This window comes from Corynebacterium incognita, from assembly GCF_014217255.1.
Classification (GTDB): Bacteria; Actinomycetota; Actinomycetes; order Mycobacteriales; family Mycobacteriaceae; genus Corynebacterium; species Corynebacterium incognitum.
In genome coordinates this window covers 449413-476222 of sequence record NZ_CP059404.1, presented here as the reverse complement: position 1 = coordinate 476222, position 26810 = coordinate 449413, and the positions used below count along the sequence as shown (strand labels likewise).

Genomic DNA, 26810 nt, shown 5'->3' with positions numbered 1-26810 from the left:
TCGCTGCCTTTCGCGGCACGTTGGCGCACCCGTCCGGTTTCTCCGGGCGGGTGCTCTGCGTTTTCGGTGTCGGTTCGGTTTGTCGACGTCCCGTGGAGTCGGCCTAGGGCTGTGCTGCATGGTTGAGGGGGAGCGGTGCCGGGGGTCATCCGAAAGTTGCAACCCTGGGAGTTCCTGGCGTGCGGTGAGTGTGAATTAACTCTCATGCGGGAACCGCGTGGGAACTTGCCAAGTGTGTTCCATTCGGGGCGTCGGAAAGCTGAAAAATAGAGGTGCTGAGCACAATTGTGGCGACGGGCTGGTTGACCTGCCAAAACATCACGTCGTATATGTTGCCTAAATAGTTCCCGATGTTTCCAAAAAGTTTTCAACCCGGGCGAGTAGGCTAAGAAAAAGCCGATGACCTCCCTGGAGAAGAAAAATTCGGGGGGAATCGAGATGACTTTTAGCTCCGTACCCGTCATACTAATGGGCGTGACGAGCGCAGTTTCAAACCAAGGTATGGCAGCACCACGAGTGGCTACCCTCAACCGACCCAACATGGTCAGTGTGGGCACCATCGTGTTCCTGTCTCAGGAATTGATGTTCTTCGCCGGACTGTTCGCGATGTGGTTCACTTCGCGTGCTAACGGCCAGGAAGGTGACTGGGCGGAGCAAACCGCCCATTTGAATGTGGTTTACGGTGGCATCATCACCGCAATCCTGATTCTGTCTTCCGTGACCTCGCAGTTCGGCGTCTTCGCAGCTGAAAGGGGTGACGTATTTAAGCTTCGTGTGTGGTACTCGGTAACCATTGCCCTGGGTGTAATCTTCCTGGGCCTGGTCGGATTCGAGTGGTACGAGATGATTCACAATGGTGTGACCATCCAGGCTTCCGTCTTCGGTTCCGTGTTCTACATCTTGACTGGCTTCCACGCAGCACACGTGACGGGCGGCATCATTTCGTTCGTTATCATCATGCTCCGTATTGCTAAGTCCAAGTTCACGCCAGCGCAGGCTACCGCCGCTATGGCAGTGTCCTACTACTGGCACTTCGTTGACATCATCTGGATCGGTGTCTTCGTCGTTATTTATCTGGTCCAGTAGGCCGTAGCCTGCCTCAAGGCCGGCCTACAGCCCTTCACTTTCCAGACACGAAACTTCTCAAAGGAAAATGATGGATACCAATCCGCAGAACGCAGTAGCCTCCGAGGTCACCTCGGACACCGCTGCTGCCAACAAGACCCGTCGCCGCCGCAAGGCGAAGCGCACGCTGGCCGGTGCTTTCGCACTGTCCATCGGCCTGACTGGCGCAGGCGTTTTGGCGTCTGCGCTGTCTCCCGACGCACAGGTCGCCACCGCGCAGAAGGATGACCAGGCACTTATCCAAGAGGGTAAGGACATTTACGACTCAGCCTGCATCACCTGCCACGGTGCCAACCTTCAGGGCGTACAGGACCGCGGCCCGTCGCTCGTCGGCGTGGGCGAGGGCTCCGTATACTTCCAGGTTCACTCCGGTCGTATGCCGATGATGTCGAACGACGCTCAGGCAGAGCGTAAGACTCCGCGTTACACCGAACAGCAGACGCTGGCACTCGCTGCCTACGTTGCTGCTAACGGTGGCGGTTCCGATATTGTCCGCAACGAAGACGGCTCCATCGCCATGGAGGAACTTCGCGGTAAGAACTACGACGGTCGGATTGATCCGGCTGACGTTGCTCGTGGCTCCGAGCTGTTCCGTATGAACTGTGCATCCTGCCACAACTTCACCGGCCAGGGCGGCGCGCTGTCCTCCGGTAAGTACGCTCCGCCGCTGGCGCCTGCCAACGAGCAGGAGATCTACCAGGCCATGCTCACCGGGCCACAGAATATGCCCCGCTTCTCAGAGCGTCAGCTGACCGCGGACGAGAAGAAGGACATCATTGCATACATTAAGTCTGCAGGCGAGACCCCGTCTCCAGCAGGTTGGGACCTTGGCGGTCTCGGCCCGGTTGCTGAGGGCCTTGCAATGTGGATCATCGGCATCACCGCGCTGCTTGGCGCCGCAATGTGGATTGGATCTCGCTCATGAGTAACGACAACAAGAAGAACTACACAGACGCAGAGCTCAATGCGATGAGCAATGACGAGCTGGCTGCCCTGGGCACGCAGCTCGATGAAGTTACTGTGGCGTTCCGCAAGGAACGTTTCCCGGTAGACGGCGACCCAGCCGAGAAGCGGGCCGCTGCTGGTATCTCCATCTGGGCGGCAATTTCCATCCTTGCTGCACTTGCTTTCCTCGGTGTGTACCTGTTCTGGCCTTGGGAGTACAAGGTCCTGGGCGAGGACGGCCTGTGGTGGCACACCTTGTACACGCCGCTGCTTGGTCTGACCTCCGGTCTGTCCATCTTGGCGCTGGGCTTCGCTATCGTGCAGTACGTGAAGCGCATCATGCCGGAAGAGATTTCCGTGCAGCGTCGCCACGACGGTCCGTCCGACGAGATTGACCGCCGTACCTTGACCGCTCTGCTGAACGATTCGTGGAAGACCTCCACCCTCGGTCGTCGTAAGACTCTGCAGGGTCTGCTTGGCGGCGCGGCAGTTCTCTTCGGCCTCACTGTCGTTGCCCCGCTGGGCGGCGCAGTAAACAACCCGTGGAAGAAGCGCCACTCCATGAACTACGCCGGCGACGGCACCCTGTGGAAGTCTGGTTGGTCCCTGCAGGAGGGCGGCGTCAAGCTGTACCTCGCTCGTGACACGGGCACCATCGCGGAGAGCCACGAGGGTGTCACCGGTTCCCACTACACCACCCAGGGCGTCGCCCGCCTGGTGCGCGTGCGCCCGGAGGACCTTGCCGCTGGTGGTATGGAGACGGTCTTCCCGCTGGCCGAAGAGCACGTTAACGACGGCGACAAGTACGACAAGAACAAGGACGTTTACGAGCAGCACATGCACTCGATTCACGGCAACCGTAACGCCGTGATGCTGATTCGCCTGCGTAATTCGGACGCGCAGAAGGTCACCGAACGCGAAGGCCAAGAGGACTTCCACTACGGCGACTACTACGCGTACTCCAAGATCTGTACCCACATTGGTTGCCCTACTTCTTTGTACGAGGCTCAAACCAATCGCATTCTCTGCCCTTGCCACCAGTCGCAGTTCGATGCGCTGCAGTACGGCAAGCCGGTCTTCGGTCCGGCCGCCCGTGCTCTGCCGCAGCTGCCTATCACTGTGGATGAAGAGGGCTACCTCGTAGCCAAGGGCGACTTCATCGAGCCAGTTGGCCCGGCATTCTGGGAGCGTAAGTCATAATGAGCAATAAACTCGCACAAATTGGTGACAACATTGACTCGAGGTACACCGCCTCGGGCATGATCCGTACCCAAATCAACAAGGTATTCCCGACCCACTGGTCCTTCATGCTGGGTGAGATGGCGCTGTATAGCTTCATCATCCTTCTGCTGACCGGTATCTACCTGGCACTGTTCTTTGACCCTTCCATCACGAAGGTCATCTACGATGGCGCCTACACTCCGCTGAACGGCGTGGAGATGTCCCGCGCTTACGCCACGGCCCTGGACCTGTCTTTCGAGGTTCGCGGCGGCCTGTTCGTGCGTCAGATGCACCACTGGGGTGCACTGATGTTCATGATGTCCATGGTTGCGCACATGCTGCGTATCTTCTTCACTGGTGCGTTCCGACGCCCGCGTGAGGCCAACTGGATCATCGGTTGCGCGCTCATCCTGCTGGGAATGGTCGAGGGCTTCCTCGGCTACTCCCTCCCGGATGACCTCCTCTCCGGCGTGGGTCTGCGCATTATGTCCGCCATCATCCTGGGCCTGCCGATCATCGGCACCTGGCTGCACTGGGCCATCTTCGGCGGCGACTTCCCGTCCGACCTCATGTTGGACCGCTTCTACATTCTCCACGTGCTGGTTATCCCGGGCATTATTCTCGGCCTGATTGCCGCTCACCTCATCCTGGTTTGGTACCAGAAGCACACCCAGTTCCCCGGACCGGGTCGCGCTGAGAACAACGTTGTGGGCGTCCGCATTATGCCGGTGTTCGCAACCAAGGCAATCGGCATGGGTCTCATGACCGCCGGTGTTCTGGCTCTGATGTCTGGTCTGCTGACCATCAATGCCATCTGGAACTTGGGCCCATACAACCCGTCGCAGGTCTCCGCTGGTTCCCAGCCGGATATCTACATGCTGTGGACCGACGGTGTCGCCCGTGTTATGCCGGCGTGGGAGCTCTACATCGGCAACTACACCATCCCGTCCGCATTCTGGGTCGCCCTGCTTTGTGGTCTGATGGTTGTACTGCTGTTCGCTTACCCGTGGATTGAGAAGAAGATGACGGGCGACGACGCGCATCACAACCTGCTGCAGCGCCCGCGTGACGTGCCGGTTCGCTCCGGCATCGGCGCCATGGCCATCACCTTCTTCCTGCTGGTGACCCTCTCCGGTGGTAACGACCACTTCGCTCACTTCTTCCAGGTGTCCCTGAACGCCATGACGTGGGTGGGTCGTATCGGCATCATCGTTCTGCCTCCGATTGCTTACTGGGTGACCTACAGCATCTGTGTGGCTCTTCAGCGCTCCGACCACGAGGTCCTGGCGCACGGTATTGAGACCGGCGTTATCAAGCAGCTGCCTAACGGCGCCTTCATTGAAATCCACCAGCCGCTTGGCCCGGTGGACGAGCATGGCCACGCTGTACCGCTTCCGTACGCTGGCGCTCGCGTACCGAAGCAGCTTAACGAGCTCGGCTTCGCCGACTCCGAGACCCAGGGCCTGTTCTCCTCCGATGACGAGTCCATGGTCCACCGCATCCACGAGGTTCACGCGGACAACGCTGCTGAGGAAGCAGAGATGTTCCGTCGCCTCAACGAAGCAAACAAGAAGGAAGACGAGGACAAGGGCCTCATCTAATCCCGCTCCTTATAAATAAGGAGAAACGTCCCTCCCAACGCGGCAGCAATCCAAGCAGCCGCCTGGGAGGGACTTTTGTGCTCAGGGCGCTAAGCACTGGCGGCACTTAGACGGCGTAGCTGTAGCGCTGTAGCGCTGTAGCGATGCTGTTTTGGGGCATTGGTGCGGGAACCAGTTGTTAGAGGCGGAGGGGCATGGCAACGCTGGGGTGCGTCCCGGAGGGCAACAGGCGTAGTGGAGTGTGGGGGCATTGTGGGGTGTTAGGGGAGTGATGGTTGGTAAAAATGTGGCGGCGTCCGTGGGGTGTGTGGTGGACGTCTCAAAAAACTCTTTGTGAAAGTTATTTCGTTTTGCCTTTGAACAACTTTGATGCCCAAAGTGGGTGCTTTATGCATGGTTGGCGCAGTAAGTGGCACTCTTTTTCGGAAATATTCACCATCGTGAGAAAATGGAAACTTAGGTGATTTGTCACCATCGCGGCAATGCAACGTCGAGATAACGGCTTGGTAACGGGGTTAACGGCGCGTGTCGGATGGACAACGCTTGTGACAGTTTCGTAACCTATTCGAGACATTGCGTTGCTAACCGATACGGGAGCGCAATACAACGAAAAGAAATATAGCGTCGTATCCCAATCGTCCGAGAAGGGATGGGTCCAATGCTTCCAGAAAGGGGAGCAGCCCGGAACTTGGATTGGGAGCCAATCGCGGCCCGCACGAGTGGAGTGGCTCCGGCCAGCCATGGGCTAGGAAAGTGTGAACGCCAGTGACCGACACCAGTGGGAAGCATTCCGTGCGAAAGGTAGGCGCGTGGAAAGATTTGGAGATTTTATCGTGGCTAAGCATGTTCGTCAGGGCAATAAGACCCTCACCCGAATTGCAACTGCCTCCGTTGTTGCAGCGAGCGCATCCGTTCTGACCCCTGGTGTCGCAGGCGCAGCCGAGGTTGTCGTTCCTAACACCAACTTCAGCGCCGAGGTCAAGGGCCTGGAGAACGTCCAGGGTATCCGTCAGGTCCCTAACATTGAGCAGTGGGTTCCTGAGTTTCGTGAGGTAAAGGCCCAGAAGTCTTCCCACAAGTCCACCACCGCCAAGAAGGCTGTGAAGAAGTCTGCGACGAAGGCTCGTTCCAACTACTCGGCTAAGGCTTCCGCCCCGCAGACCAAGAAGGCATCTGCATCCAGCTCCACCGGCGCTAAGGTCGTTGCTGCTGTCCGTTCCAAGATTGGTGCTCCGTACGGCTGGGGTGCTGCCGGCCCTCACGCTTTCGATTGCTCCGGCCTGACCTCTTGGGCCTACGCTCAGGCAGGCAAGTCCATCCCGCGCACCTCCTCTGCTCAGGCAGCTGCTGGCACTCCGGTGGCTATCAGCAATCTGCAGCCCGGTGACATCGTTGCCTACTACGGTGGCGCGTCCCACGTTGGCATCTATGTTGGTAACGGCATGATCATCGACTCCCTGAACTCTGGTTCCACCGTTCAGGAGCGTCCGCTGAACTACATGCCGATTCATTCTGCAGTGCGCTTCTAAGATTTAGCTCTGGCGCTGTGAAGCCGGGTAACTGTTGTGCCTTCTGGTGCAGGAGTTACCCGGCTCTCAACTTTTCTTAGGATTATTGCGAAACATATTACTTGCCACCGGCGATAATCTTGGTGAGAGACCTTGTCATCGGCTATAGTTTTTTCTTGATTGATTTAAGAAACGTCTTAGATTTCTGATCCGAAAGTAGTCCCCCGTGACCTCCAATCCCTACCTCTACCGTGGTGCACACCGCGCTTCTCGTCGTCCTGGCTTTTTCACAGCTACCGCTGCAGGAGCCATGGTCGCCGTGGGGCTCGGTCTTGTCTCGCCTGTCGCGGCGCAAGCGGATGACATTGACGAGCTTATGGAGGAGATGGAGGAACTCGCCCGCGAGGCCGGTGCCAAGAACGAGACTGTCAAAGAGCTAGAAGAGGACATTAAGGAATCGCGGAAGGATTTGGCGCGATCAAAGAAAGACGCCAAGCAAGCTAAGTCTGAGGCTACCGAGGCCGAAAAGGAACTGGAGAAGCAGCAAAAGCGCGTTAACGGTTTGGCCAACAAGCGCTACGACGGATTGCGCATGGATCCGCTCACCGCTTCCCTGAACGCTGACGATCCCCACGCGGCGGTGGACCGTATGTCATTTATGGCAGCGTTGACCCGCTCTGCTGATGCTGACCTCAAGCGCCTTGCGCAGGCGGCCAAGGATGCGAAGTCCGAGAAGGAAGAAGCCGAATCCGCCGTCGATGACGCCGCGAAGGCCAAGGCCGATCTGGAAGCAAAGCACAAGAAGCTGAGCGACGAGCGCGACAAGCTGGAAAAGCAGGTCGAGCACATGGAAAAGCGCGTTGACGCCCTCAATGAGCAGGAGCGTGAGGCCTGGGAGGGCCAGCACAACCCAGTGGACCTGGACGAAGAGGACGTCGAGAAGCTCAAGAAGGCATCCTCTTCTGTGGACGCCGAGGGAGTAGTGGGTTCCGCGCTGTCCAAGATCGGTTCACCTTACGGCTGGGGTGCGACCGGCCCGGATGTCTTCGACTGCTCCGGCTTGATGTACTGGTCCTATCAGCAGCAGGGTAAGACCATTCCGCGCACCTCGCAGGCTCAGATCGCCGGCGGTACCCCGGTGGCTATCGAGGACCTGCAGCCGGGCGATATCGTGGGGTACTTCCCAGGTGTCACCCACGTGGGCATGTACATCGGCAACGGCCAGGTTGTTCATGCCTCCACGTATGGTGTTCCTGTGCAGGTGGTTCCGCTGAACTCGATGCCGGTCTCCGGCGTCGCCCGCTACTAGGCCCGAACTGGGTCGGCGCGAAACCATCAGCAGTGCCCGTTTTGTAGCATGGATGCCATGCCCCGGATCCTCTTAGTAACCAACGACTACCCGCCGACGATCGGCGGGATTCAGTCGTATCTGCGTGATTTTCTGGCCACGCTTCCACCGGAAGAGGTGATGGTGTTTGCCTCCACTCAGGACCGGGAGGCGGCACGAATGTACGATGCGGAGGTGCCGCACCGAGTTATCCGGTGGCCACGTCGGGTGATGCTGCCCACCCCGGCTACCGCGCGGGAGATGCAGCGCATCATCCGAGACAACGGCATCGAGGTCGTGTGGTTCGGCGCCGCCGCGCCGCTGGCGCTCATGGGGGCAAAGGCGCGCGAAGCGGGCGCGCGGACGGTCATCGCCACGACGCACGGCCACGAAGTCGGCTGGTCCATGCTGCCCGGTGCCCGCCAGGCGCTGCGCGTCATCGGCAACAACGCGGACATCGTCACCTATATTTCCGACTACACCTTGCGGCGGTTCCGTCGGGCTTTCGGCTCGCATCCTCAGTTTGTCCATCTGCCTTCAGGCGTGGACGTGGACACCTTCCGGCCGCTGGACGCCTCCGGCCGGGCGGCGGTGAGGGAGCAGTGGGGGCTGGGGGAGCGGCCGGTCATCGTGTGCATCTCCCGGCTCGTGCCGCGCAAGGGCCAAGACTCGCTGTTGCGCGCCTTGCCTAGCGTGCACGAGCGCTTCCCAGATGCCCAATTGATAATCGTCGGCAAGGGGTCCTACGCCAAGCGTCTGAAAGAGATGGCCCGCGGCCTGAAACATGTGACGTTGACCGGGCCGCTGGAGTTCGGCGCGATGGTCCGCCTGTTGGGCGCGGCGGACATTTTTGCGATGCCCGCGCGCACCCGGGGTAAGGGCCTCGACGTGGAGGGCCTCGGCATTGTCTACCTCGAGGCCCAGGCGTGCGCCGTCCCCGTGGTCGCCGGCCAGTCCGGTGGCGCGCCGGAGACGGTGACCGCTGACTCGGGCATCGTGGTCGACGGCAGGGATGAGGCCGCGCTTACCGACGCCCTCGTGCGCCTCCTCGGCGATGATGCGTTGCGGCGCCAGATGGGCGCAGCCGGACGTCGGCACGTGGAAGAGTCCTGGACATGGGAGGTCATGGGCCAGCGCCTGCGCGAGATAACTTCCTAGAACTTGGGCCGGAGGCCTGATGGCGTCGCGTGGCTCGATGTGACCGGGGGAGGCTGGCCGGTATATCCTGTCAGTTATGCCCCACGCACTTGACCCCATCACCGTCGGCTTCGATATCGGCGGGACGAACCTCAAAGCAGGTGTCGTCAGTGCCCAGGGAGAAGTTTTGGAGCACACCTATGTGCCCACCCCGCGCACCGAACAGGCGCTGGAGGAAGCCCTTTGCGCCATCGTGCAGGAATTCGGCTCTCGTCATGAAATCGCCGCCGTGGGAGTCGCGATCGCCGGGTTCTTGGACCCCCATTGCGAGATCGTGCGCTTTGCGCCGCACCTGCCGTGGCGGGACGCCCCCGTCCGGGACATTCTCCATCAGCGCCTCGGGCTGCCGGTGCGAATTGAACACGATGCCAACTCTGCAGCCTGGGGTGAATTGCGCTTCGGTGCCGGCCGCGATGCGCGCGACTGGGTTTATTTTGCGCTCGGCACCGGCATCGGCGCCACGCTGGTGATTGACGGTGAAATCTACCGCGGTGCCTTCGGCACCGCTCCGGAGTTCGGGCACCTTCCCGTGGTCGCCGGCGGCCGAGAGTGCCCGTGCGGCAAACGCGGCTGCCTGGAGCGCTACGCCTCCGGCACGGCATTGGTCACTACCGCCCAGGAGCTCGCGACGTCGAAGCCAGAACGTTTCCGGGCAACGCAGCTCGCCGCGGCCCTGGACACGGGCGAGGTCACCGGCAAGACCGTCATGAACGCCGCCGCAGCGGGCGATGAGCTGGGCAAAGCCGTGGTCGCAGACTTCACCCACTGGCTCAACGTGGGCCTGGCTATGGTCGCCGACGTGTTGGACCCAGAGCTCATCGTGGTCGGCGGCGGGGTGTCTAAATCCGCGTCGCTGTTCCTCCCGCAGGTCGCCGAAGGTATGAGCACGCACATCGTGGGCGCGGGCTTCCGGCCCCAGCCGCGGCTAGCTTCCGCGGAATTGGGCTCAATGGCGGGTATTATAGGCGTGGCCGATTTGGCGCGGACCTAGGCAGCGCGAACACAGGCAGTGCGAATACAGAAAAGAGACGAGTGACGATGGCGATCAACCGGTGGTACTGGGCCTTTAAACACGTGTTTTTCGGACCAGCCTTGCGTGTGTGGAACCGCCCGTGGGCCGAGGGCATGGAACACATTCCCGACTCAGGCGCCGCCATCATGGCATCCACCCACCAGTCCGTCATGGATTCTTTCTACTTCCCCCTGATGTGCCCGCGCCAGATTACTTTCTTGGCCAAGAGCGAGTACTTCACCGGCACCGGGGTCAAGGGCGCGGTGCAGCGCTGGTTTTTCAACGCTGTTGGCCAGCACCCCGTGGACCGTGAGTCGGACAACGCCTCCGACGCTTTGTTGAAGGCCGCCAACGAAATTTTCGAAGAAGGTGGCATCTTCGGTATTTATCCGGAGGGCACTCGCTCACCGGACGGCCGCATATACAAGGGACGCACCGGTTTGGCGCGGGTGGCGATGTCCTCTGGTCACCCCGTGATCCCCGTGGCCATGATCGGTAGCCGTAACGCCAACCCCATCGGCACCTGGATCCCCCGCCCGGCACGGGTGGGGATGAAGGTCCATGCGCCCATCATGCCGCACGAGTGGGCGGCCGAGCGCGGCCTTGATCCTGCGGAGCACGCCACTGCGCGCGACTTCACCGACTACATCATGCACTTGCTGGCCGAGATGGCCGACCAGCCTTATATCGACGTCTACGCCTCCACGGTGAAGGAGTCTCTCGCAGCCGGACATGGATATCCGGCGGGGGCCGAAGTCGACGTCGACAAGCGCTAAGGAGGGTGAACACTGCGTGCCGCAACCAACAACACGCCTGGCGTGGCCCGACGTGGCCAAAGGAATTTCCATCATCGGAGTCGTGCTGCTCCACATCACCCTCATGGTGCCCGAAGGGCAGAAGAGCTGGCTGTGGGAGTCTAACGAGCTGATTGCGCCGTTGCGCATGCCGCTGTTTTTCTTGGTGAGTGGCTTCTTCTCGGTGAAAGTGCTGCGTTTTAGCGCAGGCGAGTTGTTTCTGCGTCGTCTGTGGTTCTTCCTCGTGCCGTACCTGGCATGGACACCGGTAGAGATCTGGCTGAACCGCAGGCATTTCCACGTCGTATTTGATGAGCCGCTGTTGACTTGGCCTGACCTCAAACAATCTCTGCTGTTAGGCCACAACATGGGCTGGTTTCTCCACGCTCTGATTATCTTCAACGTGGCGCTATGGGCGTCGAAACGCCTGCCCGCGTGGCTGGCGGTAACGCTGTCCTTCCTTGTACCACTGGCCTGTTTACCCTGGCATCACGAATATCATTTCGCCTCTAAAGCGTGGATGTACCTGCCAGTATTTTTTATCGGAGCGTACTGTCGCCCGCTTATCGCGAAGTTCGCGGCCGAGGTGGAAAAGGGGCCGCGTAACCCGTGGGCCTGGGTGCTATCCGTGGGAGCTGCCGGTCTCTTCATGGTGGGGTATCGCGTGCGTTATCTGTGGGACCTCCGAGACTTCCAAGCGATGCTGCCGTGGCCTTTGGCCAATGCGCCGTGGCTTGGCGACGCCGAGGTGCACTACCTAGTCCAGGCTGCCGAACAGCATCTCAAATTGCCGATCGCGGTGGTGCTGGCCGTCATGGTCGCCCGCATCCCGCAGATAAGCACCATGCTGCAACTTATCGGCCGCAATACCTTGCCCATCTACCTGGCGCACCCCATCGCCCTCACCGTCTGCGTGGGCATGCCGATCTTCTATCAGGGCGTCACCGTCACCTTGGATGGACAGTGGGGAATGGAATCCACGCAGTACTGGATCCTCATCAGCTTCGTGGCCAGCATCCTGGCCTCGCTGGCGCTGTGGGGGCTGGGCAAACTCCCGGTGGTGGGGTGGACCCTGAATCCGCCGTCATTGGTGGCGGTGTGGGAACGGTTACGGGATCGGGCCGAGCTGGGGAAGCCAGATGAAGCCGACCCCATCGCGGCTGAGTGGAAGTCAACCCGCTAGGCTCAAGAGCGTGCGCTACTTCTACGACACAGAGTTTATTGAAGATGGGAACACCATCGAGCTGGTCTCGATAGGGATCGTCGCAGAAGACGGCCGTGAGTATTACGCGGTGTCCACCGACTTCCACGCTTCCCGCGCCAACGCATGGGTGCGAGAGAACGTGTTGGACAAACTTCCCTCACCTCAGCACCCCGCGTGGAAGAGCGCCCGAACCATCCGCGAGGAGGTGTTGGACTTCCTCACCGCGGGAGGGAGGCGCCCCGAGCTATGGGCGTGGGTCGGCGGTTACGACCACGTGGTCCTTGCCCAATTGTGGGGGGACATGGCGGGGCTGCCGCGGCAACTGCCGCGCTTTACCCACGAACTCAAGCAGTATTGGGAATTCGCCGGAAAACCGTCGCTACCTGCGGTGCCGTCAGGGAACCACGACGCCCTGGTGGACGCGCGCCATAACTTGGCCAAGTTTCAAGCCTGCCAGGCGGTGCTGCCAATTGACTCGACAACCCGTGTGGTTGCGGGGTAAACCCGCTGTGTCATAATCCTTGTGGCAATCCTTTGATTCAGGAAGTTTACAGGGACACAAGGAAATAGACGTGGCGGTACCGCGAGTGAAGGCGCGGCATCGGGCACAACCCAAGAGGTTGGCATGGCCTGATGCTGCCAAAGGTGTCTCCATCGTCGGCGTCGTCTTGCTGCACATCTCTCTCGTGGTGCCCGATGCGGACCTGCAGCAATGGCTGGTGACCACCAACAAGGTGTTGTCGCCGCTAAGAATGCCATTGTTCTTTCTGGTCAGCGGCTACTTCTCTACTAAGGTACTGCGGCAAAGTTTTGGCCAGCTGATGCTCAAACGCGTGTGGTTCTTCCTCGTGCCGTACTTCATGTGGATCCCCATTCAGCACTACGCCTCGTCGTGGCACTACCACCTATCAGGTGCGGGCCCTTTGATCACGCTTCCAGCGGTGATGGACAGCATGTTCCGCGGGCACAACATGGGTTGGTTTCTTTACGCCCTGGCACTTTTCAATATTGCCCTGTGGTTGCTCAAGTTCCTCCCACGCTGGCTGGCGATGGTGCTTTCCGTCGTGATACCTCTGGTGTGCCTTCCGTATTACGAGCATTTCCACATGGTGTCCAAGGCGTTGATGTATCTGCCGTTGTTCCTCGTGGGGGCGTTGTTTAAGGACGCCGTCACCACATTCGTGTACGAGGTGCGGCGAGCCTACCGCAGCCCGCGGGGCGCGATCTACGTCGCAATATCCGTTGCGTTGTATGTGGGGGGCCTGCGGCTTCGAGCTTGGTGGGACAGCCTGGAGGGATTGCAAACCGCGGACTGGCCTTTGTGGAACGCTGAGACGCTTGTCGACGTCGAGTTGCTTGTCCTAGTCAAAAGCCTGCAGCAGTACATCACCATGCCCTTCGCCATCATGTGCGCGCTAGTGTTGGCGGCGACAGGCCCGCTGTCGTGGGGCTTCCAGGTCATCGGGCGCAATACACTTCCGATTTATCTCTCACACCCGGTTGCCCTGTCGTTGGCCTACGGTTTGGTGCGTCTGCGCATGGGCGTGGACATCGTCGACGGCGGCGCCTGGCCGTGGGAGAATCCCAACTTCTGGATTATCTATTGCGTTGTCATCTGTGGACTCGTTGGCTTCCTCGTCTGGGGCCTAAATAAGATTCCCGTTCTCGGATGGTTCGTGCAACCTCCTCACCTGTGGATACTCGAGGATCACGTGGATGGGGTAGCAGAACGTCGCGCCGAGCGCCGCCACGCTCGGCAAAAGGCCCGCCAGGCTGCAAAAACAGCGGAGACATTGGCCGCACGGCGTCAGGGCTAACCCACCACGGCGGCGCGGGCCTTGACACGGCGTGGCATAATGGGGCAATGAGCTGGACAATTGACATCGACAAAAGGGTTCTTCCGGACCTGCCCCCACTCCCAGATGGCATCCGCGAGCAGTTTGAGGACGTCATCTCCCGCGACGCCAAACAACAGCCGAAGTGGGACCAGGCTACCGCGGACAACGTCCGCAAGATCCTCGAGTCAGTCCCGCCGATTGTCCTGCCCCCGGAAATTAACGCGCTCCGCCGGAAGATGGCGGACGTTGCGAACGGCAAAGCCTTCTTGCTTCAGGGTGGCGATTGTGCCGAGACTTTTGAATCCAACACCGAGCCGCATATTCGCTCCAACGTGCGCACCTTGCTGCAGATGGCGGCGGTGTTAACCTACGGCGCGTCCACGCCAGTGGTGAAACTCGCGCGCATTGCTGGCCAGTACGCCAAGCCACGGTCCTCGGATCTTGATGGCAACGGGCTGCCCAATTACCGCGGTGACATCGTTAACGGCGTGGAACCTACTGAGGAGGGGCGCCGCCCCGATCCTGCCCGCATGATCCGCGCGTACGCCAACTCGTCGGCAACCATGGGGCTCGTGCGCGCGCTGACTTCCTCGGGTACGGCCGACCTGTACAAGTTGCACGAGTGGAACCGGGAATTCGTGGCCAACTCGAAGGCTGGGGCTCGCTACGAGGCACTGGCTCGGGAGATTGAAAACGCTCTGAAGTTCATGGACGCTTGCGGGGTGTCCGATACCGAGCTTCGCCGCTCGGAGATTTACTGCTCCCACGAGGCACTCCTGGTGGACTATGAGCGCGGTATGCTGCGTCTGGGCCAGGATGAGTTCGGCACTACCAAGCTTTACGATCTCTCCGCGCACCAAGTCTGGGTGGGCGAGCGCACCCGCGGGATGGATGACTTCCACATTGGTTTCGCCGCGCTCATCGGTAACCCCATCGGTGTGAAGATCGGTCCGGGTATCACACCGGAAGAGGCAGTGGCCTACGCCGAGAAGCTCGATCCGCACCGGGAGCCGGGCCGCCTCACCATGGTCGCCCGCATGGGCCACGACAAGGTGCGCACCGTGCTTCCCCCGGTCATCCGCGCAGTGGAGGAGTCCGGTCACAAGGTGGTGTGGCAGTCGGATCCGATGCACGGCAACACCTTCACCTCGTCCAACGGCTACAAAACCCGCCACTTTGACAAGGTGCTGGACGAGGTTCAGGGATTCTTCGAGGTGCACCGCGAGCTGGGCACCCACCCGGGCGGTATCCACCTTGAGTTCACCGGTGAGGACGTCACCGAGTGCCTGGGCGGCGCCGAGGACATCACCGACATCGATCTCCCGGGCCGCTACGAGTCCGCGTGCGACCCGCGCCTGAATACTCAGCAGTCGTTGGAGCTGTCGTTCCTCGTCGCGGAGATGCTGCGTAACTAAAACCCGCGCAACTAGAACAACCGCGGGTATTGGCCGTAGGCGCCGGAACCGAACCACCAGGCGGCCACGGCCACGGCGCCCACGATCACGGCGACGAGGACGAGGAAGAGCAGGAACTTCACGCCGGAGCGGTTGCTGAGTACCTTCTCCGGCGGCTCCGTCGTAGCAGAGCGCGCCGGGGCAGGCGCAGGGATCGGCGCCGGGACGGGTTGCTGTGGTACCGCGCGGGAATCCGCCGCGGGAAACATGTGTGTCTCGCGATTGTCTGGACGATACGCGGTCTGCCGCTCCGGTCGCGGTTCCCACTGAGGTTCGCGGACCGGATCAGACTCGGGCACCGTTTCGGGCTCTGGTTCTGGTTCCTGAAAGCTCAACACCCGGGTCTCATGCAGCGGGGGCTGTGCGGGCGGGAGAACCGTGGTGCTCTCGTCCTGTGGGGCAGCGTGCAGCTCCGTGGTGTTTTCCCCCAGGGGCGGGAGGTCGGTGGGCACCGCCGCGGTGCGCGCCGCCGCCGAATTGCGCGGGATTGGCACGGTAAACGCTGGGAGCTCGAGCTCCGCCGCGACGTCGTCAAGCGCTGCGAGGAATTGACCGGCGTCGGGGAAACGCTCCTCGGGGTCCCGTGCGGTCGCTGAGGCTACGAGGGCGTCGAAAAGCTTCGGCACCCCCTCGATGCGCGACGACGGGGCAGGGACATCGTTCTCCAACCGCGCCATGGCGTGCGCGAGAGGAGTGTCACCGCTAAACGGGGTGGTGCCCGTCAGTAACTCAAAGAAGACTACGCCGGCGGAGTACACATCGCTGGCCGGGGTGATGTCCTCGCCCGAGACCTGCTCCGGGGAAATATAGGACACCGTGCCCACGATGGAGTCGGTGGAATGCGTGGACGCGCTCGTCGCCCGGATGAGGCCAAAGTCCGCCAGCTTGACCCGGTGGTCGCCGTTAATGAGCACGTTATCCGGCTTGATGTCGCGGTGCACGAGCCCGCGGGCGTGGATGACTGATAAGCCAGTCAACACCGCCCGCATCACTGCGGTCGCGGCATGCGGCGGCATGGGGCCGCGCTCCGCCAGAAGCTCGCGCAAGGTACCGCCCGTGATGAGCTCCATGATGAGGAATACGTCATCGCCAGAGGTGGAGAAGTCGTAGACGTTCACCAGGTTGGGGTGGTTCAACTGCGCCATGGCGCGCGCCTCCCGCTTAAAGCGGTTGAGGAAGACCGGGTCTTCCTGGTAGCGCTCCGCCATCACCTTGGCCGCTACCGCGCGGCCCAGGCGCTCGTCCACACAGCGGTAGACCGTGGACATGCCGCCGCGGGCGATCGGGTGATCGATGCGGTAGCGGCCGTCCAAGACGTCGCCAATGGCACTGGGTTTTCCCGCGGTCGTGTGAGACATGCTTTCTAGTATGGTCGAAAAACGTCACGCGATGCCAAACCACTAGAGTGGGTGTCGTGACTAATTTCGACGAAACCCCAGTATCAGTTGAGCAGCTGCTCGCCGAGGAAACGCTTCTCAATCTCCCCGAGGTGGCGGATAAGCTCGGCATCGCGGTGACCCGCGTGCACGACCTGCTGAATGCTCGCAAGATGTTGGCCTGGAAGGTCAACAATGTTCGCGTGGTTCCTGAATCCTTCTTTAACGACAAGGGTGCCATCAACAAATTTGTGAGCGGCACCATCACTGTTTTGACTGATGGCGGGTACGACGACGAAGACATCTTCCGCTACCTGTTCACCGCCGATGACTCTCTGCCGGGTCGGCCTATCGACGCCCTGCACGGCCATCTGGCCCGTGAGGTCATCCGCCGCGCTCAGGCGATGGCCTTCTAAGCCGCGGCAGTCTTTGCAGAGCTCGCGGGTGCTTCGTCGGCGGCGGGGTGGGGGAAGAGAGTTTCCGCGGCCCACCAACCCAGTGCGACCGTTCCGATGATCCACCACCAGTTGTAAAGCTGGTGGTTGCCGTCGCCGGAAAAAGCCAGCGCCAAAAATACCGAGGCACCCACCGCAATCTTGGTGACCAGGCGCGATGGGGAGAACACCCCCAGCAGGGTAATCACCGAGGCGTAGTACCACGGCAGGGTCACCGAGTTGAACAGGAAGGCCACTTGATACGCGGCCGCCGTGCCGGCAATGGCCTCGCGGTCATTCTTGCGGAACAACCACCACACCGTCACCAGGCCCACCAGCATCAATACAACGAAGATCCCGCGGAAGAAGCTCAAGGTCTGGTTATAGGAAAACTCGGGGTTAAAAACCTTAGCGATAGGGACTACGCTGTCCGCGAGGAGAGTAGGCACCGCCAAGGGGTTAATGATCTTGGAGTTGCCGGAGATCTCCGAAATCCAGCCCCACGATGACCCCGACATCCACGTCACCGCCGCCACCGCGGCAATAATCTCAGCCACGGCAATGAAGCCGGCCACCACGAAAGCGCCGAGGCGCTGCGCCACCGAGGAGGCTTCTCGCGGCGCGAGGTGGTTGAGCATAATCCACACCACGAAAGGGACTGCAATGAAGGCGGTTGCTTTGTACGCGACGGCCAGCCCAATGAGAGCCAAGCCGCCGGCACAGCCTAGGACATCGTGGCGGAGGATCATCACCAGCCCGATGCTGACGAGCCCCACCATGATGGACTCGTTGTGCATGCCGCCCACCAGGTGCAGGATGAGCACCGGGTTGGCCACCGATAACCACAGGGCCAGTTTCTCGTCGCCGCCGAGCGCGCGGGCCAGACGCGGCACGGCCCACGTGATCATCGCAAAGCCGGCGAGGGAGATTATCTTGTAGACGATGATGCCGAGCGCGACGTTGTCGCCCACGATCGTCGTGACGCCTTCGCCCACCCACAAGTGCAGGGGGCCGTACGGCGTGGTCGTATTGCGCCAGTCGTGGGAAACCTCGAGCAAGAAGGGGCCAGGGTTGACGGTCGCGCCCTCGGAGTAGGGATCGAAGCCGTCGCGCACCATCGCTCCCTGCATGAGGTAGGAATAGACATCCCGCGAGGCCAAAGGCCCGGCGAAGGCGAGCGGGGTGAGCCATCCCAGGAGCAGGCGGTGGACGTTGACGCCGCGCTTTTCGACGAACAGTTGGTACCCTGCCAGGATCCACGCGGCCACCAGGAGGAACAGGCCCACCCAAAAGAGGAACATCATGATGTTGCGGCCGTGGCCAAAGGCGAGGACGCCGATGTTCCAGGCGTCCAAGATGCCGCCGCGGTTGCGCGAGGCGCCGCCGCCGAAGGACGACAGAGCGAGGATGACGGACCCGACGATGCCGAGGAGGAACGGATCAGGCAGGCGATAGGATCGTATCTCGGTGGGGCGCTGCTGCGCAGCGGCGTCAGGAGGGGTCAAAGAGGGCGGCGGGGTAGGCATTGCTACATCTTTCGCGCGGTGGACTTGATGGCCAGCTGCTCCAGCGTGGCGGTCACGGAATCGTCGATGTCCGCCTCGCGCAGGTGCGCCAGTCCCGACTCCGTGAGCGTGGTGATGCGTTCTTCCACGGCTTCACGGGCCCCGGATTCCGCAATGATGCGTGTCATTTCCGCGATGAGCTGGGGGTCATCGGTCGCGCCAATGTTCTCCCGCAGCAAGGCGGCGGCTGCGGAGTCTTTGTCTTCCGCGCCCTGCAGCGCGAGGGCAAACATGACCGTGCGCTTGCCTTCACGCAGATCGTCTCCGGCGGGCTTGCCAGTGATGGCGGGGTCGCCGAAGACCCCCAGCTCGTCATCGCGCAGCTGGTAGGCGATACCGATGTCGCGGCCATAACCGCGGAAAGCCTTAATGGTGCGCTCGTCCGCCCCGGCGATGGCGGCTCCCAAGTGCAGAGGCCTTTCGATGGTGTATGCGGCCGTCTTGTAGCGGTTTACTGCGTTGGCCAACTCTACGGACTCGGAACCTGTGGCCTCGAGAGAAATGTCCAGCAGCTGTCCGCCGATGACCTCCGTACGCATCCCGCGCCAGGCGTCGCGGGAGCGCTGCAGCGCGGCGGGGCTCAGGCCGGAGTCTTGAAAGAGGTCTTCCGCCCACACCAACGCCATGTCGCCAATGAGGATGGCCATGGACTCGCCGAAAGTCGAAGCGTCGCCACGCAAGCCCTGGTCGCGGTGATGCTGCTCTACAGCGCGGTGGACCGTTGGGTTGCCGCGCCGGGTGTCGGAGGCATCGATGATGTCATCGTGGATCAGGGCACACGCCTGGATAAACTCCAGCGACGCCGCCGCCCGCAGCATGGCCGCGGGATCTTCCGCTGCACCGTGCGTGCCGCCCAGGCCGCCCGCGCCGACGAAACCTGCCCACGCGTACAGAGGGCGGATGCGCTTGCCGCCGCCAAGGACGAAGGCCTCGAGGTGGGCGATGGCCTCGCTGACCGGGGTGCCGATTTCTGCTACCTCGGCATTGCGGGCGTGGAAAAAATCCGAAAGCACGCGATGCACGTGCTCTGGAACGGCCTCGAGGTTGCTGGGGTAGGAGGAGAAATCTGAGTTAGTCACGTGCTCAGGATACCCCGGACCCGCACTGTGACGGGCACGACGGGGAGGGTGGTGGACAGTGAGGCGGGTTCGGGGGCGTTCAGGCGCGATTGGGGCGCTGGAAGTCATGCAGATTTAGGGCGAGGATGGCAAAGGAGCGGGTGTCCGCGGGGTATTCCAGGAAGCGGAGGAGATCGAAGAAGCCGAACGAGCGGTAGAGGTGGAACGCGGGATTGGATTCCCCTGGAACTTCCGGGGTGGACAGTACTGCGAAGGCACTGGGCTGGTTCCACAACAAACCGTGTAGTAGCTGGCGGCCGATGCCGCGGCCCTGGGTCGAGGGGAGCACGTGGATCTCAGCGACCTCGAAGTAGTCCTGCATGACTTTTTCCTGGGACTCGGTGGCGCCTCCGCGTTCGTCGAAGCCGCGACGCACCTGTTTGTCCCACCAGGTGTCACGGGACCCGATGAAGCCATAGGCGAAGCCCAGCGCCCCTGATTCGTCTTCAGCGAGGACAGCGGTAAAGCCGGGACGCATGGTCTCGCCCTTCCAGGCGTGCGCGCGGTCGAGATATTTCTCCCGCGGATAACCCATCGCTTCAATATAGATCTCCACCAACAGGGGAGTCAGCATGCTGAATTCGATGGGGGTCAGTCGGCGAAGGGTAACGGTCACATCTTCTATGGAACCAAACGCGACGCTCTCACGCAGGAAAACATGCAGGGAGCGGCAAAGTCACACGTTGTTCGAAAAGGTGTTCGAGACGGGAGGGGGTGATGTCTGCAGGGTGTTCTAGGTTAGGGGTGTCGAAAGGAACGACAGAGACGTTCGAGGAAGATTAGAAAGGAGCGGCCAGTCATCATGGCTACCGTCATTTCCGCCACTACCAAGTTCGCTGGTCGCCCTTCTGGGGCGGCTGGACGGAAGCAGTCCTATCTTAACAGTGCGTACCACCTCATGAATGACGCGCGTAACCACATCTTTCACGGAAAGGTGGATGCCGCTGTGGAATCTGCCTACCAGGCTGCGCTTCGTTGCGCGGGCGCGCGGGTTGCAGATTCGCCCCTGGCTAAGCGGAAGCGCCTGCCGTCCAGTGCGTGGGACCGGCTGGCCATGGTTGGTGTGGCGGAGAAGGAATGGGCGGACAAGTTCCGCGGCTACTCCCGGATGCGTTCGCGTCTGTTAAGTGGCCTGACCGTTGACGTGGATGCGGCGAAGGCGCGTGAGTTGATGGCGCTGACGGCGGCGTTTATTGATGAGGTTGATCACGCCGGCGGCGCAGCGGATTTCGCGGCGTAGCTTCAAGGTGGTGCGATTGCTCCGTGGGCTGTGCCGGAAACTCGCGTTTGCTGCCGGTAAGGCCGGTACGTAGGGTGGAGGGAACTTTATGGCTTCCTGGTGCGTTGTATTAGTGTGAAAGACACCGAGCGCGGTGAGAAAAGGCACGGCAGCACGCCACGAATAAATGCCCTAAACGTACTTTGGAGGAACAGTGTCGCTATCAGAGCAGGAGCTGCGGACCCTTCGTGAAATGGAGGCGTCCCTGCTCGCAGAGGACCCTAAGTTCGGTGCCTCGGTTGCTGGAGGGTCGAGTTTCGGGGACTACTCCGGCGGACGCATCACCTTGCGTGGTGTTGCTCTCGTGGTCGTCGGCCTGGTCATGCTTATCGGCGGTGTAGCACTTGCGCAGCAGAGTCTGTGGTTCGTAGCCTTGTCCATCGTCGGCTTCCTTGTCATGTTCGGCGCCTGCATCTGGATGCTGCAAGGCGGCCGAGGTGACTCGGCGGGCGGGTCGCTGCGTCTGCGCTCTACTTCTGCGTCGCAGGATTCCGGCCGGAGCCGTGGTGGCCGGACTTCTGGTGGCGGCTCCAGCTTCGGGGATCGCATGGAGGAAAACTTCCGCCGCAGGTTCGACGAACGCTAGGCGCCAGCGGCTAACGTAAGCCGTTAGATTTCGCCCCTTCTCGTAGCTAGCTTTTGAGCTGGTGACGAGGAGGGGCTTTGGCGTTTTCACGGTGCCTCGCACTGGGCCCATGGTGCCCTTTCCGAAATTCCCCACTTCGCCCCACTGAAATTCCCCACTTTGCCCCACTCGGTGTGGGATGGGGTTGGAGGGGAGGTTGTGGGGCTGGCGTTAGGTGGCGTGTGGAGGTGAAAAGCCCAGTTGGTCCGGGGATAGAGGGGGAGAAAATCGCTATTTTGCCCTATGGGGCATAAGTGGGGGAAGTGTCTGGAGGGGCTATTTTGGCGTGTGTAAGAGGGCTGTCAAGGGGTGGTTGGGGATTTCCACCCACAAATTTTTTCGTGTGTGGCCTGCGATTTTGTGGTGAAAATTAGGTTTTGGGCGGTGTTGTGGTGGTGCTGGTGGGGGAAAGTGGGTTATAGTGGGGCGTAGCGGTGGAGAGGTGATCTGATCGCTTCTGTATCGCAAGGACAATTCACACGCCCGTGGAATCGAGTTAAGGAAAGGGGTTCGCCGGGATGTTTCTCGGAACCTACACTCCGAAGCTCGACGACAAAGGCCGCCTGACGTTGCCTGCGAAGTTCAGGGATGAACTGGCCGGGGGATTGATGGTGACCAAAGGGCAGGACCACTCCTTAGCGGTCTATCCGCGTGAAGAGTTCGCAGAACGTGCACGTAAGGCGGCTGCGGTCTCGCGCACCAACCCGAAGGCTCGCGCCTTCATCCGCAACCTGGCTGCCAGTGCGGATGAGCAAAGGCCAGACGGAAACGGGCGCATCACGCTGTCGGCTGCACACCGCGAGTACGCCAACCTTTCCAAGGAATGCGTAGTCATTGGTTCGGTGGATTTTCTTGAGATCTGGGATGCAGAATCCTGGACCGCGTACCAGAACGAGACAGAGGACGCCTACTCGGCGGCCGATGCAGACGACGTTCTCGCGGGGCTGTTATAAGCCGTCGCACCACAGGGCCCGTCGTGTGAATAAAGAACTAGAGAGTGTGTGTACGGACTTCGTTCGAGACCGCGCGCTGGTGTACTTCCCCGACATCAGAAGCGGTTTCGGACGGAGCCCTATACGCACTCTTGGCGTCACTGGGATGAAAGCAGCTACTTCGGGAAAGGGGGACAGATGGACAACTTCGACATTGCGGCGAACCACGGCCACGTTCCCGTCATGCGCGATCGTATGGCTCAGCTGTTGACCCCGGGCGTCGAGAAGCTTGGCTCCAATGCCGTTATCGTTGACGGCACCCTGGGTGCGGGTGGACACACCGAGTATTTCTTCCAGACCTTCCCTGAGGTATCCATCATCGGCGTGGACCGCGATAGTGCGTCGCTGGCCAAAGCCACCGAGCGGCTCGCACCGTTCGCCGACAGATTCTTACCTATCAACGCACGTTTCGACGACGTGTGGCGCGAGGTCGAGGGCTCTGATTCGCCCATCGCGGCGCGGGCACAGCAGCACGGGCTGGCCGGCGCGCTTTTTGATCTCGGGGTCTCTTCTATGCAGCTGGACCAGGTAGATCGCGGCTTTGCCTACCGCACGGACGCCCCGCTCGATATGCGCATGGACGCCTCCCAGCCACTCACCGCAGCGGACGTGCTCAACACCTACGAGCACGGGGACTTAGCCCGCATCTTGAAGACCTACGGCGACGAGAAATTCGCCGGCAAGATCGCCTCGGCCGTTCTCCGTGAGCGGGACAAGGAGCCTTTTTCTACCTCCGCGCGCCTGGTGGAGCTGCTGTATGCCACCATCCCGGCGGCGTCGCGCCGCACCGGCGGGCACCCGGCGAAGCGCACTTTCCAGGCGCTGCGCATCGAGGTCAACCGTGAGCTAGAGGCCATCGAGCAGGTACTTCCCGTCATCACGGGAGAGTTGGCCGTTGGCGGCCGCGCGGTATTCATGAGCTACCAGAGCTTGGAGGACCGTTTAGTCAAGCATGCCTTTGCCGAACTGGCGGCGTCGAAAAGCCCGGCGGGCCTACCGATGGACCTGCCGGGGACGGAGCCGGAATTCTCCATTGTCACTCGCGGCGCTGAGAAAGCCAGCGAGGATGAGATTGCGGAAAATTCCCGGGCGGCCTCCGTCCGGGTCCGTGCCATTGAACGCATTCTCCCCGCTGGGGGTGCGGCATGACCACCACACATCGATACACCGACCGCTTACACCCACAACACGATGCGAAGGGACAGCGCACCATGGGCGCAAGTAGAGATTTCACCACCGGCCACGATTCCAGCGCCAGCACTGCCCTCTTGGAGCGTGGGGCGCACACCGAAAGTCGAGCTTCGCGTCGCCATGTGAGTGATGGGGTAACCTCCGCCTTCGCGCCGTCGGCGCCGGAGCGTCCGTCGCGCACCGATCGCCCTGTGCGGCGAACAGGCCGGCCGGACGGTGGTCGGGACCGGCGCGGTGGGGGTCGCCTAGGCTCCAAGCAGGTAGTGAGCGTCCGTGGGCGCCGTACGGCACCGATCCAGGCGAACTCGAAGCTACCGCGGTTGTCCTTCATTTCCTTGGCGCTGCTTATCGGTGGTGTGGTGATGGCGATGTGGCTGTCGGGCCAGTCCACCATTCAGACTTTTGAGATTCAGAACCTTGCGAGCCAGGAAAAGCAGTTAGACAACCAGATCGAGACCTTGAACCGCGACCTAGAAAACGTGCGCTCGTCCGCAGATGTTGTGCGCCGCGCTTCCGAAAACGGGCTGGCAGTCCCCACCAACCCGGGCATTGTTGCTGAAGGTAAGGACGGCAAGGTCCAGGTGAAGCGACAGGCCACTCCGGAGACTGATCGCATCGTGGACATTAACGGTGCCCCGATCCGTCCGGGCAAGGCCTCGAGTGACCCGGAGGATACCGGCGACGTCTCAGATGAGGTATCTGCTATCCCGCAGAGCAACCGTGGCTCGAGCGAGCGCCCGGCAGAAAGTGGCGCCTCCCGCGGCGACAACTCCTCCCGTGGTAACGGCGATAACTCAGCAAACCGCCAGCGAGCGGGGGAGCAATCACAGGACCTTCCTTACGCGCCAAGCGTGTCGGAATAGCCCCTTTGCGCTGGCAGCGCGTAACAATGAGGGGTAATTGTGTACATTCTGATTCGACTACGGCAGGAGAGCCCATCCCATCATGGCTAATGAGCGCCGGAGTGGCCGCAACCAGCGCAGCGCCCCAGCCCGTCGACCCGCAGGTCGGCGGGCTCCGTCGCCGCAGAAAGCACCCCGCGGACCGCGGTCAACCGCGGTGACGCAGCACGCCGTCATGCGTGGCCGGTTGAAGTTCGCCGGAGCCATCGTGTTCCTCATCGTCGCTTTGCTTATCGGGCGTTTATTCCTCGTTCAGGTGGTGTGGGGAGACGAGCTGTCGGCCAAAGCCCAAGAGCAGCGCTCCCGGGTCTACGTCGAACCTGCGCGCCGCGGCGAAATCACTGACACGTCGGGGCGTCGACTGGCTTACACCATGCAGGCGCGCTCGCTGACCGTGTCGCCGACGCTGTTGCGCAAGGAACTCCGGGAGCAGGAGAAGCTCGAGATTGAGATGTCCGACAAACCGGTGGAAGGCGATGCCCTCAACAAGGAGTTGGATGAGCGCGTCCAGCAGCGTCTGGATGAGATGGCGGAGGGAATCCCCAAGGCCATTGCGGACTCCGGTGCGGCCTCCGGGGACGTCGAGCCCAAGGAAATCATGGACAAGCTCAAGGCAGACACTCAGTACGAGGTGCTGGTGCGTAACGTGGACCCGGATGTCGCCGCGACCATCGCGGAAACCTACCATGGCGTCGCTGCGGACCACCAAGATATTCGCCAGTACCCGAACGGCGCCATTGCGGAGAACGTGGTGGGCAAGGTGTCGATGGACGGCCAGGGCCAGTTCGGCTTCGAGGCCTCCGGCGATGCGAAGCTCACCGGTATTGATGGTCGTTCCACCGAGGATGTGGCAGTGAGCGGACAGGTCATCCCCGGCTCGCTGCGCGACGTGGTGCCCGCCGTCGACGGCAAGGATGTGCAGCTGACCCTTGATCTGGATCTGCAAGCTTTCGTGCAACAGAAGCTGGAAAAGGCGCGTGCTAACTCCAAGGCGAAGTCGGGTGAAGCCGTAGTCCTAGACTCCGCCACCGGCGAGATCCTCGCGATGGCCAATACCGGGACCATCGATCCGAACGAAGACATTGAGAAGCAGCTGGAGAAGGGTAAGCACTTCGAAAACCGCTCCATCTCGCACCCGTACGAACCCGGCTCGGTGGCCAAGATCATCACCGCAGCGGCAGCCATCGAGGAGGGCAAGACCACCCCGACCGAGGTGCACCAGGTCCCTGGCAAGAAGGAGATGGCCGGCGTGACCGTCGCTGACGCGTGGCAGCACGACGTCGAGCCGTACACCACCACGGGCATCTTCGGTAAGTCCTCCAACGTGGGCACCTTGATGCTTGCGGAGAAGCTGGGGGAGAAGAAGTATGACGAGTACCTCAAGGCGTTCGGCCTGGGGCAGACCACCGGCGTGGAGCTGCCGAACGAGTCCTCGGGTCTGGTGCCCGCACAGGAGCAGTGGTCCGGAGGCACCTTCGCCAACCTGCCCATCGGCCAGGGTATGTCCTGGACCACCCTACAGATGGCCAGCGTGTATCAGACACTTGCCAATGGCGGCGAGCGCATTGAGCCGCGCATCGTGAAGTCCATCGGCGAGCATACGGGCCCCACTGATGCGGGCGATAATGACGAGAATTCCGACAAGGAGACCTCCGCCAAGTCAGAGGACACCAAGGGCCCCGACGCGAAGAAGACCCGCGTGGTAAGCGAAAAGACCGCCAAGGAAGTGGTCAACATGTTCCGTGCGATCTTCCAGGATGACCCGGCAGGGATTCAAAACGGTACCGCCTCTGGAAACAATATTGAGGGCTATCAACTCTCGGGCAAGACGGGCACCGCGCAGAAGGTCGATGAGAAGACTGGCGCGTATTCCAATTCCGAGTACTGGATTACCTTCGCTGGCATCGCCCCAGCCGATGATCCTCGGTTCGTGGTGGCCATCGTGCTCGATGACCCGAAGTCCGGCGTGGGTGACGACGGCCAGGGCGGTCAGTCCACCGCGCCGTTGTTCAAGGACATCGCTTCGTGGCTGCTCTCGCGTGACAACATTCCGCCGTCCCAGCCGGTCAAGGAGCCGCTGGTGCTGCGCAAGCAATAAGCCT

Annotated in this window: 24 protein-coding genes; 20 read left to right on the top strand and 4 right to left on the bottom strand. The window is 61.4% G+C overall.

Going from position 1 to position 26810, the window contains the following annotated elements; translation table 11 throughout:
• The first annotated feature begins 474 nt into the window (after window positions 1-474).
• The 13 genes from ctaE (at window position 475) to H0194_RS02175 (ending at window position 15187) form a co-directional block, all read left to right on the top strand.
• A complete protein-coding gene (gene ctaE / locus H0194_RS02235; RefSeq protein WP_484482081.1) occupies window positions 475-1086 on the top strand; it encodes an aa3-type cytochrome oxidase subunit III in 612 nt (203 codons plus the stop codon).
• 70 nt (window positions 1087-1156) lie between these two features.
• Window positions 1157-2050 carry a cytochrome bc1 complex diheme cytochrome c subunit gene (gene qcrC / locus H0194_RS02230; RefSeq protein ID WP_185176828.1) on the top strand — a complete coding sequence of 298 codons (894 nt, stop codon included), beginning with the start codon at window positions 1157-1159 and terminating at the stop codon, window positions 2048-2050.
• A complete protein-coding gene (gene qcrA / locus H0194_RS02225; protein ID WP_185176256.1) occupies window positions 2047-3270 on the top strand; it encodes a cytochrome bc1 complex Rieske iron-sulfur subunit in 1224 nt (407 codons plus the stop codon). The genes qcrC and qcrA overlap by 4 nt, the downstream gene beginning before the upstream one ends.
• A complete protein-coding gene (gene qcrB, locus H0194_RS02220) occupies window positions 3270-4892 on the top strand; it encodes a cytochrome bc1 complex cytochrome b subunit (protein WP_185176255.1) in 1623 nt (540 codons plus the stop codon). The genes qcrA and qcrB overlap by 1 nt, the downstream gene beginning before the upstream one ends.
• A gap of 833 nt (window positions 4893-5725) precedes the next feature.
• The gene (locus H0194_RS02215) at window positions 5726-6421 is read left to right on the top strand and encodes a C40 family peptidase (protein ID WP_185176254.1); all 696 of its coding nucleotides are present in this window, start codon (window positions 5726-5728) and stop codon (window positions 6419-6421) included.
• A 205-nt stretch (window positions 6422-6626) separates the two neighbouring features.
• Window positions 6627-7709, top strand: a complete 1083-nt coding sequence (locus H0194_RS02210) for a C40 family peptidase (protein WP_246389009.1) — start codon at window positions 6627-6629, stop codon at window positions 7707-7709.
• A gap of 57 nt (window positions 7710-7766) precedes the next feature.
• The gene (locus H0194_RS02205; RefSeq protein ID WP_185176253.1) at window positions 7767-8885 is read left to right on the top strand and encodes a glycosyltransferase family 4 protein; all 1119 of its coding nucleotides are present in this window, start codon (window positions 7767-7769) and stop codon (window positions 8883-8885) included.
• 76 nt (window positions 8886-8961) lie between these two features.
• A complete protein-coding gene (locus tag H0194_RS02200) occupies window positions 8962-9915 on the top strand; it encodes an ROK family protein (RefSeq protein WP_185176252.1) in 954 nt (317 codons plus the stop codon).
• 47 nt (window positions 9916-9962) lie between these two features.
• Entirely contained in the window at window positions 9963-10712 is a 750-nt protein-coding gene (locus H0194_RS02195; protein WP_185176251.1) for a lysophospholipid acyltransferase family protein, read from the top strand.
• Window positions 10713-10728: 16 nt separating this feature from the next.
• Complete coding sequence (locus H0194_RS02190; protein ID WP_185176250.1) at window positions 10729-11913, top strand: acyltransferase family protein; 1185 nt, start codon at window positions 10729-10731, stop codon at window positions 11911-11913.
• A 10-nt stretch (window positions 11914-11923) separates the two neighbouring features.
• Entirely contained in the window at window positions 11924-12436 is a 513-nt protein-coding gene (locus H0194_RS02185) for a polyadenylate-specific 3'-exoribonuclease AS (RefSeq protein ID WP_185176249.1), read from the top strand.
• A gap of 70 nt (window positions 12437-12506) precedes the next feature.
• The gene (locus H0194_RS02180; RefSeq protein ID WP_185176248.1) at window positions 12507-13751 is read left to right on the top strand and encodes an acyltransferase family protein; all 1245 of its coding nucleotides are present in this window, start codon (window positions 12507-12509) and stop codon (window positions 13749-13751) included.
• 47 nt (window positions 13752-13798) lie between these two features.
• Window positions 13799-15187: a class II 3-deoxy-7-phosphoheptulonate synthase gene (locus H0194_RS02175; protein ID WP_185176247.1), complete on the top strand. Its 1389-nt coding sequence runs from the start codon at window positions 13799-13801 to the stop codon at window positions 15185-15187.
• An 11-nt stretch (window positions 15188-15198) separates the two neighbouring features.
• On the opposite strand, the gene H0194_RS02170 is transcribed toward H0194_RS02175, so the two are convergent.
• Window positions 15199-16584, bottom strand: coding sequence for a protein kinase domain-containing protein (locus H0194_RS02170; protein ID WP_185176246.1), 1386 nt, complete (start codon window positions 16582-16584; stop codon window positions 15199-15201).
• 56 nt (window positions 16585-16640) lie between these two features.
• Here H0194_RS02170 and H0194_RS02165 point away from each other — a divergent pair, with 56 nt between their 5' ends.
• On the top strand, window positions 16641-17018 hold the full coding sequence (locus tag H0194_RS02165; RefSeq protein WP_185176245.1) for a helix-turn-helix domain-containing protein: 378 nt from the start codon (window positions 16641-16643) through the stop codon (window positions 17016-17018).
• On the opposite strand, the gene H0194_RS02160 is transcribed toward H0194_RS02165, so the two are convergent.
• The 3 genes from H0194_RS02160 to H0194_RS02150 are packed head-to-tail and all read right to left on the bottom strand — an operon-like array spanning window position 17015 to window position 20335.
• Window positions 17015-18562, bottom strand: coding sequence for an alpha-(1->6)-mannopyranosyltransferase A (locus tag H0194_RS02160; protein WP_185176244.1), 1548 nt, complete (start codon window positions 18560-18562; stop codon window positions 17015-17017). The genes H0194_RS02165 and H0194_RS02160 overlap by 4 nt on opposite strands.
• 2 nt (window positions 18563-18564) lie before the next feature.
• Window positions 18565-19788, bottom strand: coding sequence for a polyprenyl synthetase family protein (locus H0194_RS02155; RefSeq protein WP_185176243.1), 1224 nt, complete (start codon window positions 19786-19788; stop codon window positions 18565-18567).
• Window positions 19760-20335: a GNAT family N-acetyltransferase gene (locus H0194_RS02150; protein ID WP_185176242.1), complete on the bottom strand. Its 576-nt coding sequence runs from the start codon at window positions 20333-20335 to the stop codon at window positions 19760-19762. Before H0194_RS02150 ends, H0194_RS02155 begins: the two co-directional genes overlap by 29 nt.
• A gap of 186 nt (window positions 20336-20521) precedes the next feature.
• Between H0194_RS02150 and H0194_RS02145 the strand changes: the two genes are divergently transcribed.
• The 6 genes from H0194_RS02145 (at window position 20522) to H0194_RS02120 (ending at window position 26806) form a co-directional block, all read left to right on the top strand.
• Complete coding sequence (locus H0194_RS02145; protein WP_185176241.1) at window positions 20522-20959, top strand: SAV_6107 family HEPN domain-containing protein; 438 nt, start codon at window positions 20522-20524, stop codon at window positions 20957-20959.
• Between the two features lie 193 nt (window positions 20960-21152).
• Complete coding sequence (locus H0194_RS02140; RefSeq protein ID WP_185176240.1) at window positions 21153-21584, top strand: DUF3040 domain-containing protein; 432 nt, start codon at window positions 21153-21155, stop codon at window positions 21582-21584.
• Window positions 21585-22141: 557 nt separating this feature from the next.
• A complete protein-coding gene (gene mraZ, locus H0194_RS02135) occupies window positions 22142-22576 on the top strand; it encodes a division/cell wall cluster transcriptional repressor MraZ (protein ID WP_185176239.1) in 435 nt (144 codons plus the stop codon).
• Between the two features lie 177 nt (window positions 22577-22753).
• Window positions 22754-23764: a 16S rRNA (cytosine(1402)-N(4))-methyltransferase RsmH gene (rsmH, locus tag H0194_RS02130; protein WP_185176238.1), complete on the top strand. Its 1011-nt coding sequence runs from the start codon at window positions 22754-22756 to the stop codon at window positions 23762-23764.
• Window positions 23761-24669 (top strand): cell division protein FtsL, encoded by a 909-nt coding sequence (gene ftsL, locus H0194_RS02125; protein ID WP_185176237.1) that lies wholly within the window; start codon window positions 23761-23763, stop codon window positions 24667-24669. Before rsmH ends, ftsL begins: the two co-directional genes overlap by 4 nt.
• 214 nt (window positions 24670-24883) lie before the next feature.
• The gene (locus H0194_RS02120) at window positions 24884-26806 is read left to right on the top strand and encodes a peptidoglycan D,D-transpeptidase FtsI family protein (protein WP_185176826.1); all 1923 of its coding nucleotides are present in this window, start codon (window positions 24884-24886) and stop codon (window positions 26804-26806) included.
• The last annotated feature ends 4 nt before the right edge of the window (window positions 26807-26810 follow it).

Excerpts from the sequence above, each read along its gene's own strand:
- qcrC (WP_185176828.1), top strand. The coding sequence starts at position 1,157 with ATGGATACCAATCCGCAGAACGCAGTAGCCTCCGAGGTCACCTCGGAC.
- qcrA (WP_185176256.1), top strand. The coding sequence starts at position 2,047 with ATGAGTAACGACAACAAGAAGAACTACACAGACGCAGAGCTCAATGCG.
- qcrB (WP_185176255.1), top strand. The coding sequence starts at position 3,270 with ATGAGCAATAAACTCGCACAAATTGGTGACAACATTGACTCGAGGTAC.
- H0194_RS02205 (WP_185176253.1), top strand. The coding sequence starts at position 7,767 with ATGCCCCGGATCCTCTTAGTAACCAACGACTACCCGCCGACGATCGGC.
- H0194_RS02200 (WP_185176252.1), top strand. The coding sequence starts at position 8,962 with ATGCCCCACGCACTTGACCCCATCACCGTCGGCTTCGATATCGGCGGG.
- H0194_RS02195 (WP_185176251.1), top strand. The coding sequence starts at position 9,963 with ATGGCGATCAACCGGTGGTACTGGGCCTTTAAACACGTGTTTTTCGGA.
- H0194_RS02175 (WP_185176247.1), top strand. The coding sequence starts at position 13,799 with ATGAGCTGGACAATTGACATCGACAAAAGGGTTCTTCCGGACCTGCCC.
- H0194_RS02170 (WP_185176246.1), bottom strand. The coding sequence starts at position 16,584 with ATGTCTCACACGACCGCGGGAAAACCCAGTGCCATTGGCGACGTCTTG.
- H0194_RS02160 (WP_185176244.1), bottom strand. The coding sequence starts at position 18,562 with ATGCCTACCCCGCCGCCCTCTTTGACCCCTCCTGACGCCGCTGCGCAG.
- H0194_RS02155 (WP_185176243.1), bottom strand. The coding sequence starts at position 19,788 with ATGACTTCCAGCGCCCCAATCGCGCCTGAACGCCCCCGAACCCGCCTC.
- H0194_RS02145 (WP_185176241.1), top strand. The coding sequence starts at position 20,522 with ATGGCTACCGTCATTTCCGCCACTACCAAGTTCGCTGGTCGCCCTTCT.
- mraZ (WP_185176239.1), top strand. The coding sequence starts at position 22,142 with ATGTTTCTCGGAACCTACACTCCGAAGCTCGACGACAAAGGCCGCCTG.
- rsmH (WP_185176238.1), top strand. The coding sequence starts at position 22,754 with ATGGACAACTTCGACATTGCGGCGAACCACGGCCACGTTCCCGTCATG.
- ftsL (WP_185176237.1), top strand. The coding sequence starts at position 23,761 with ATGACCACCACACATCGATACACCGACCGCTTACACCCACAACACGAT.
- H0194_RS02120 (WP_185176826.1), top strand. The coding sequence starts at position 24,884 with ATGCGTGGCCGGTTGAAGTTCGCCGGAGCCATCGTGTTCCTCATCGTC.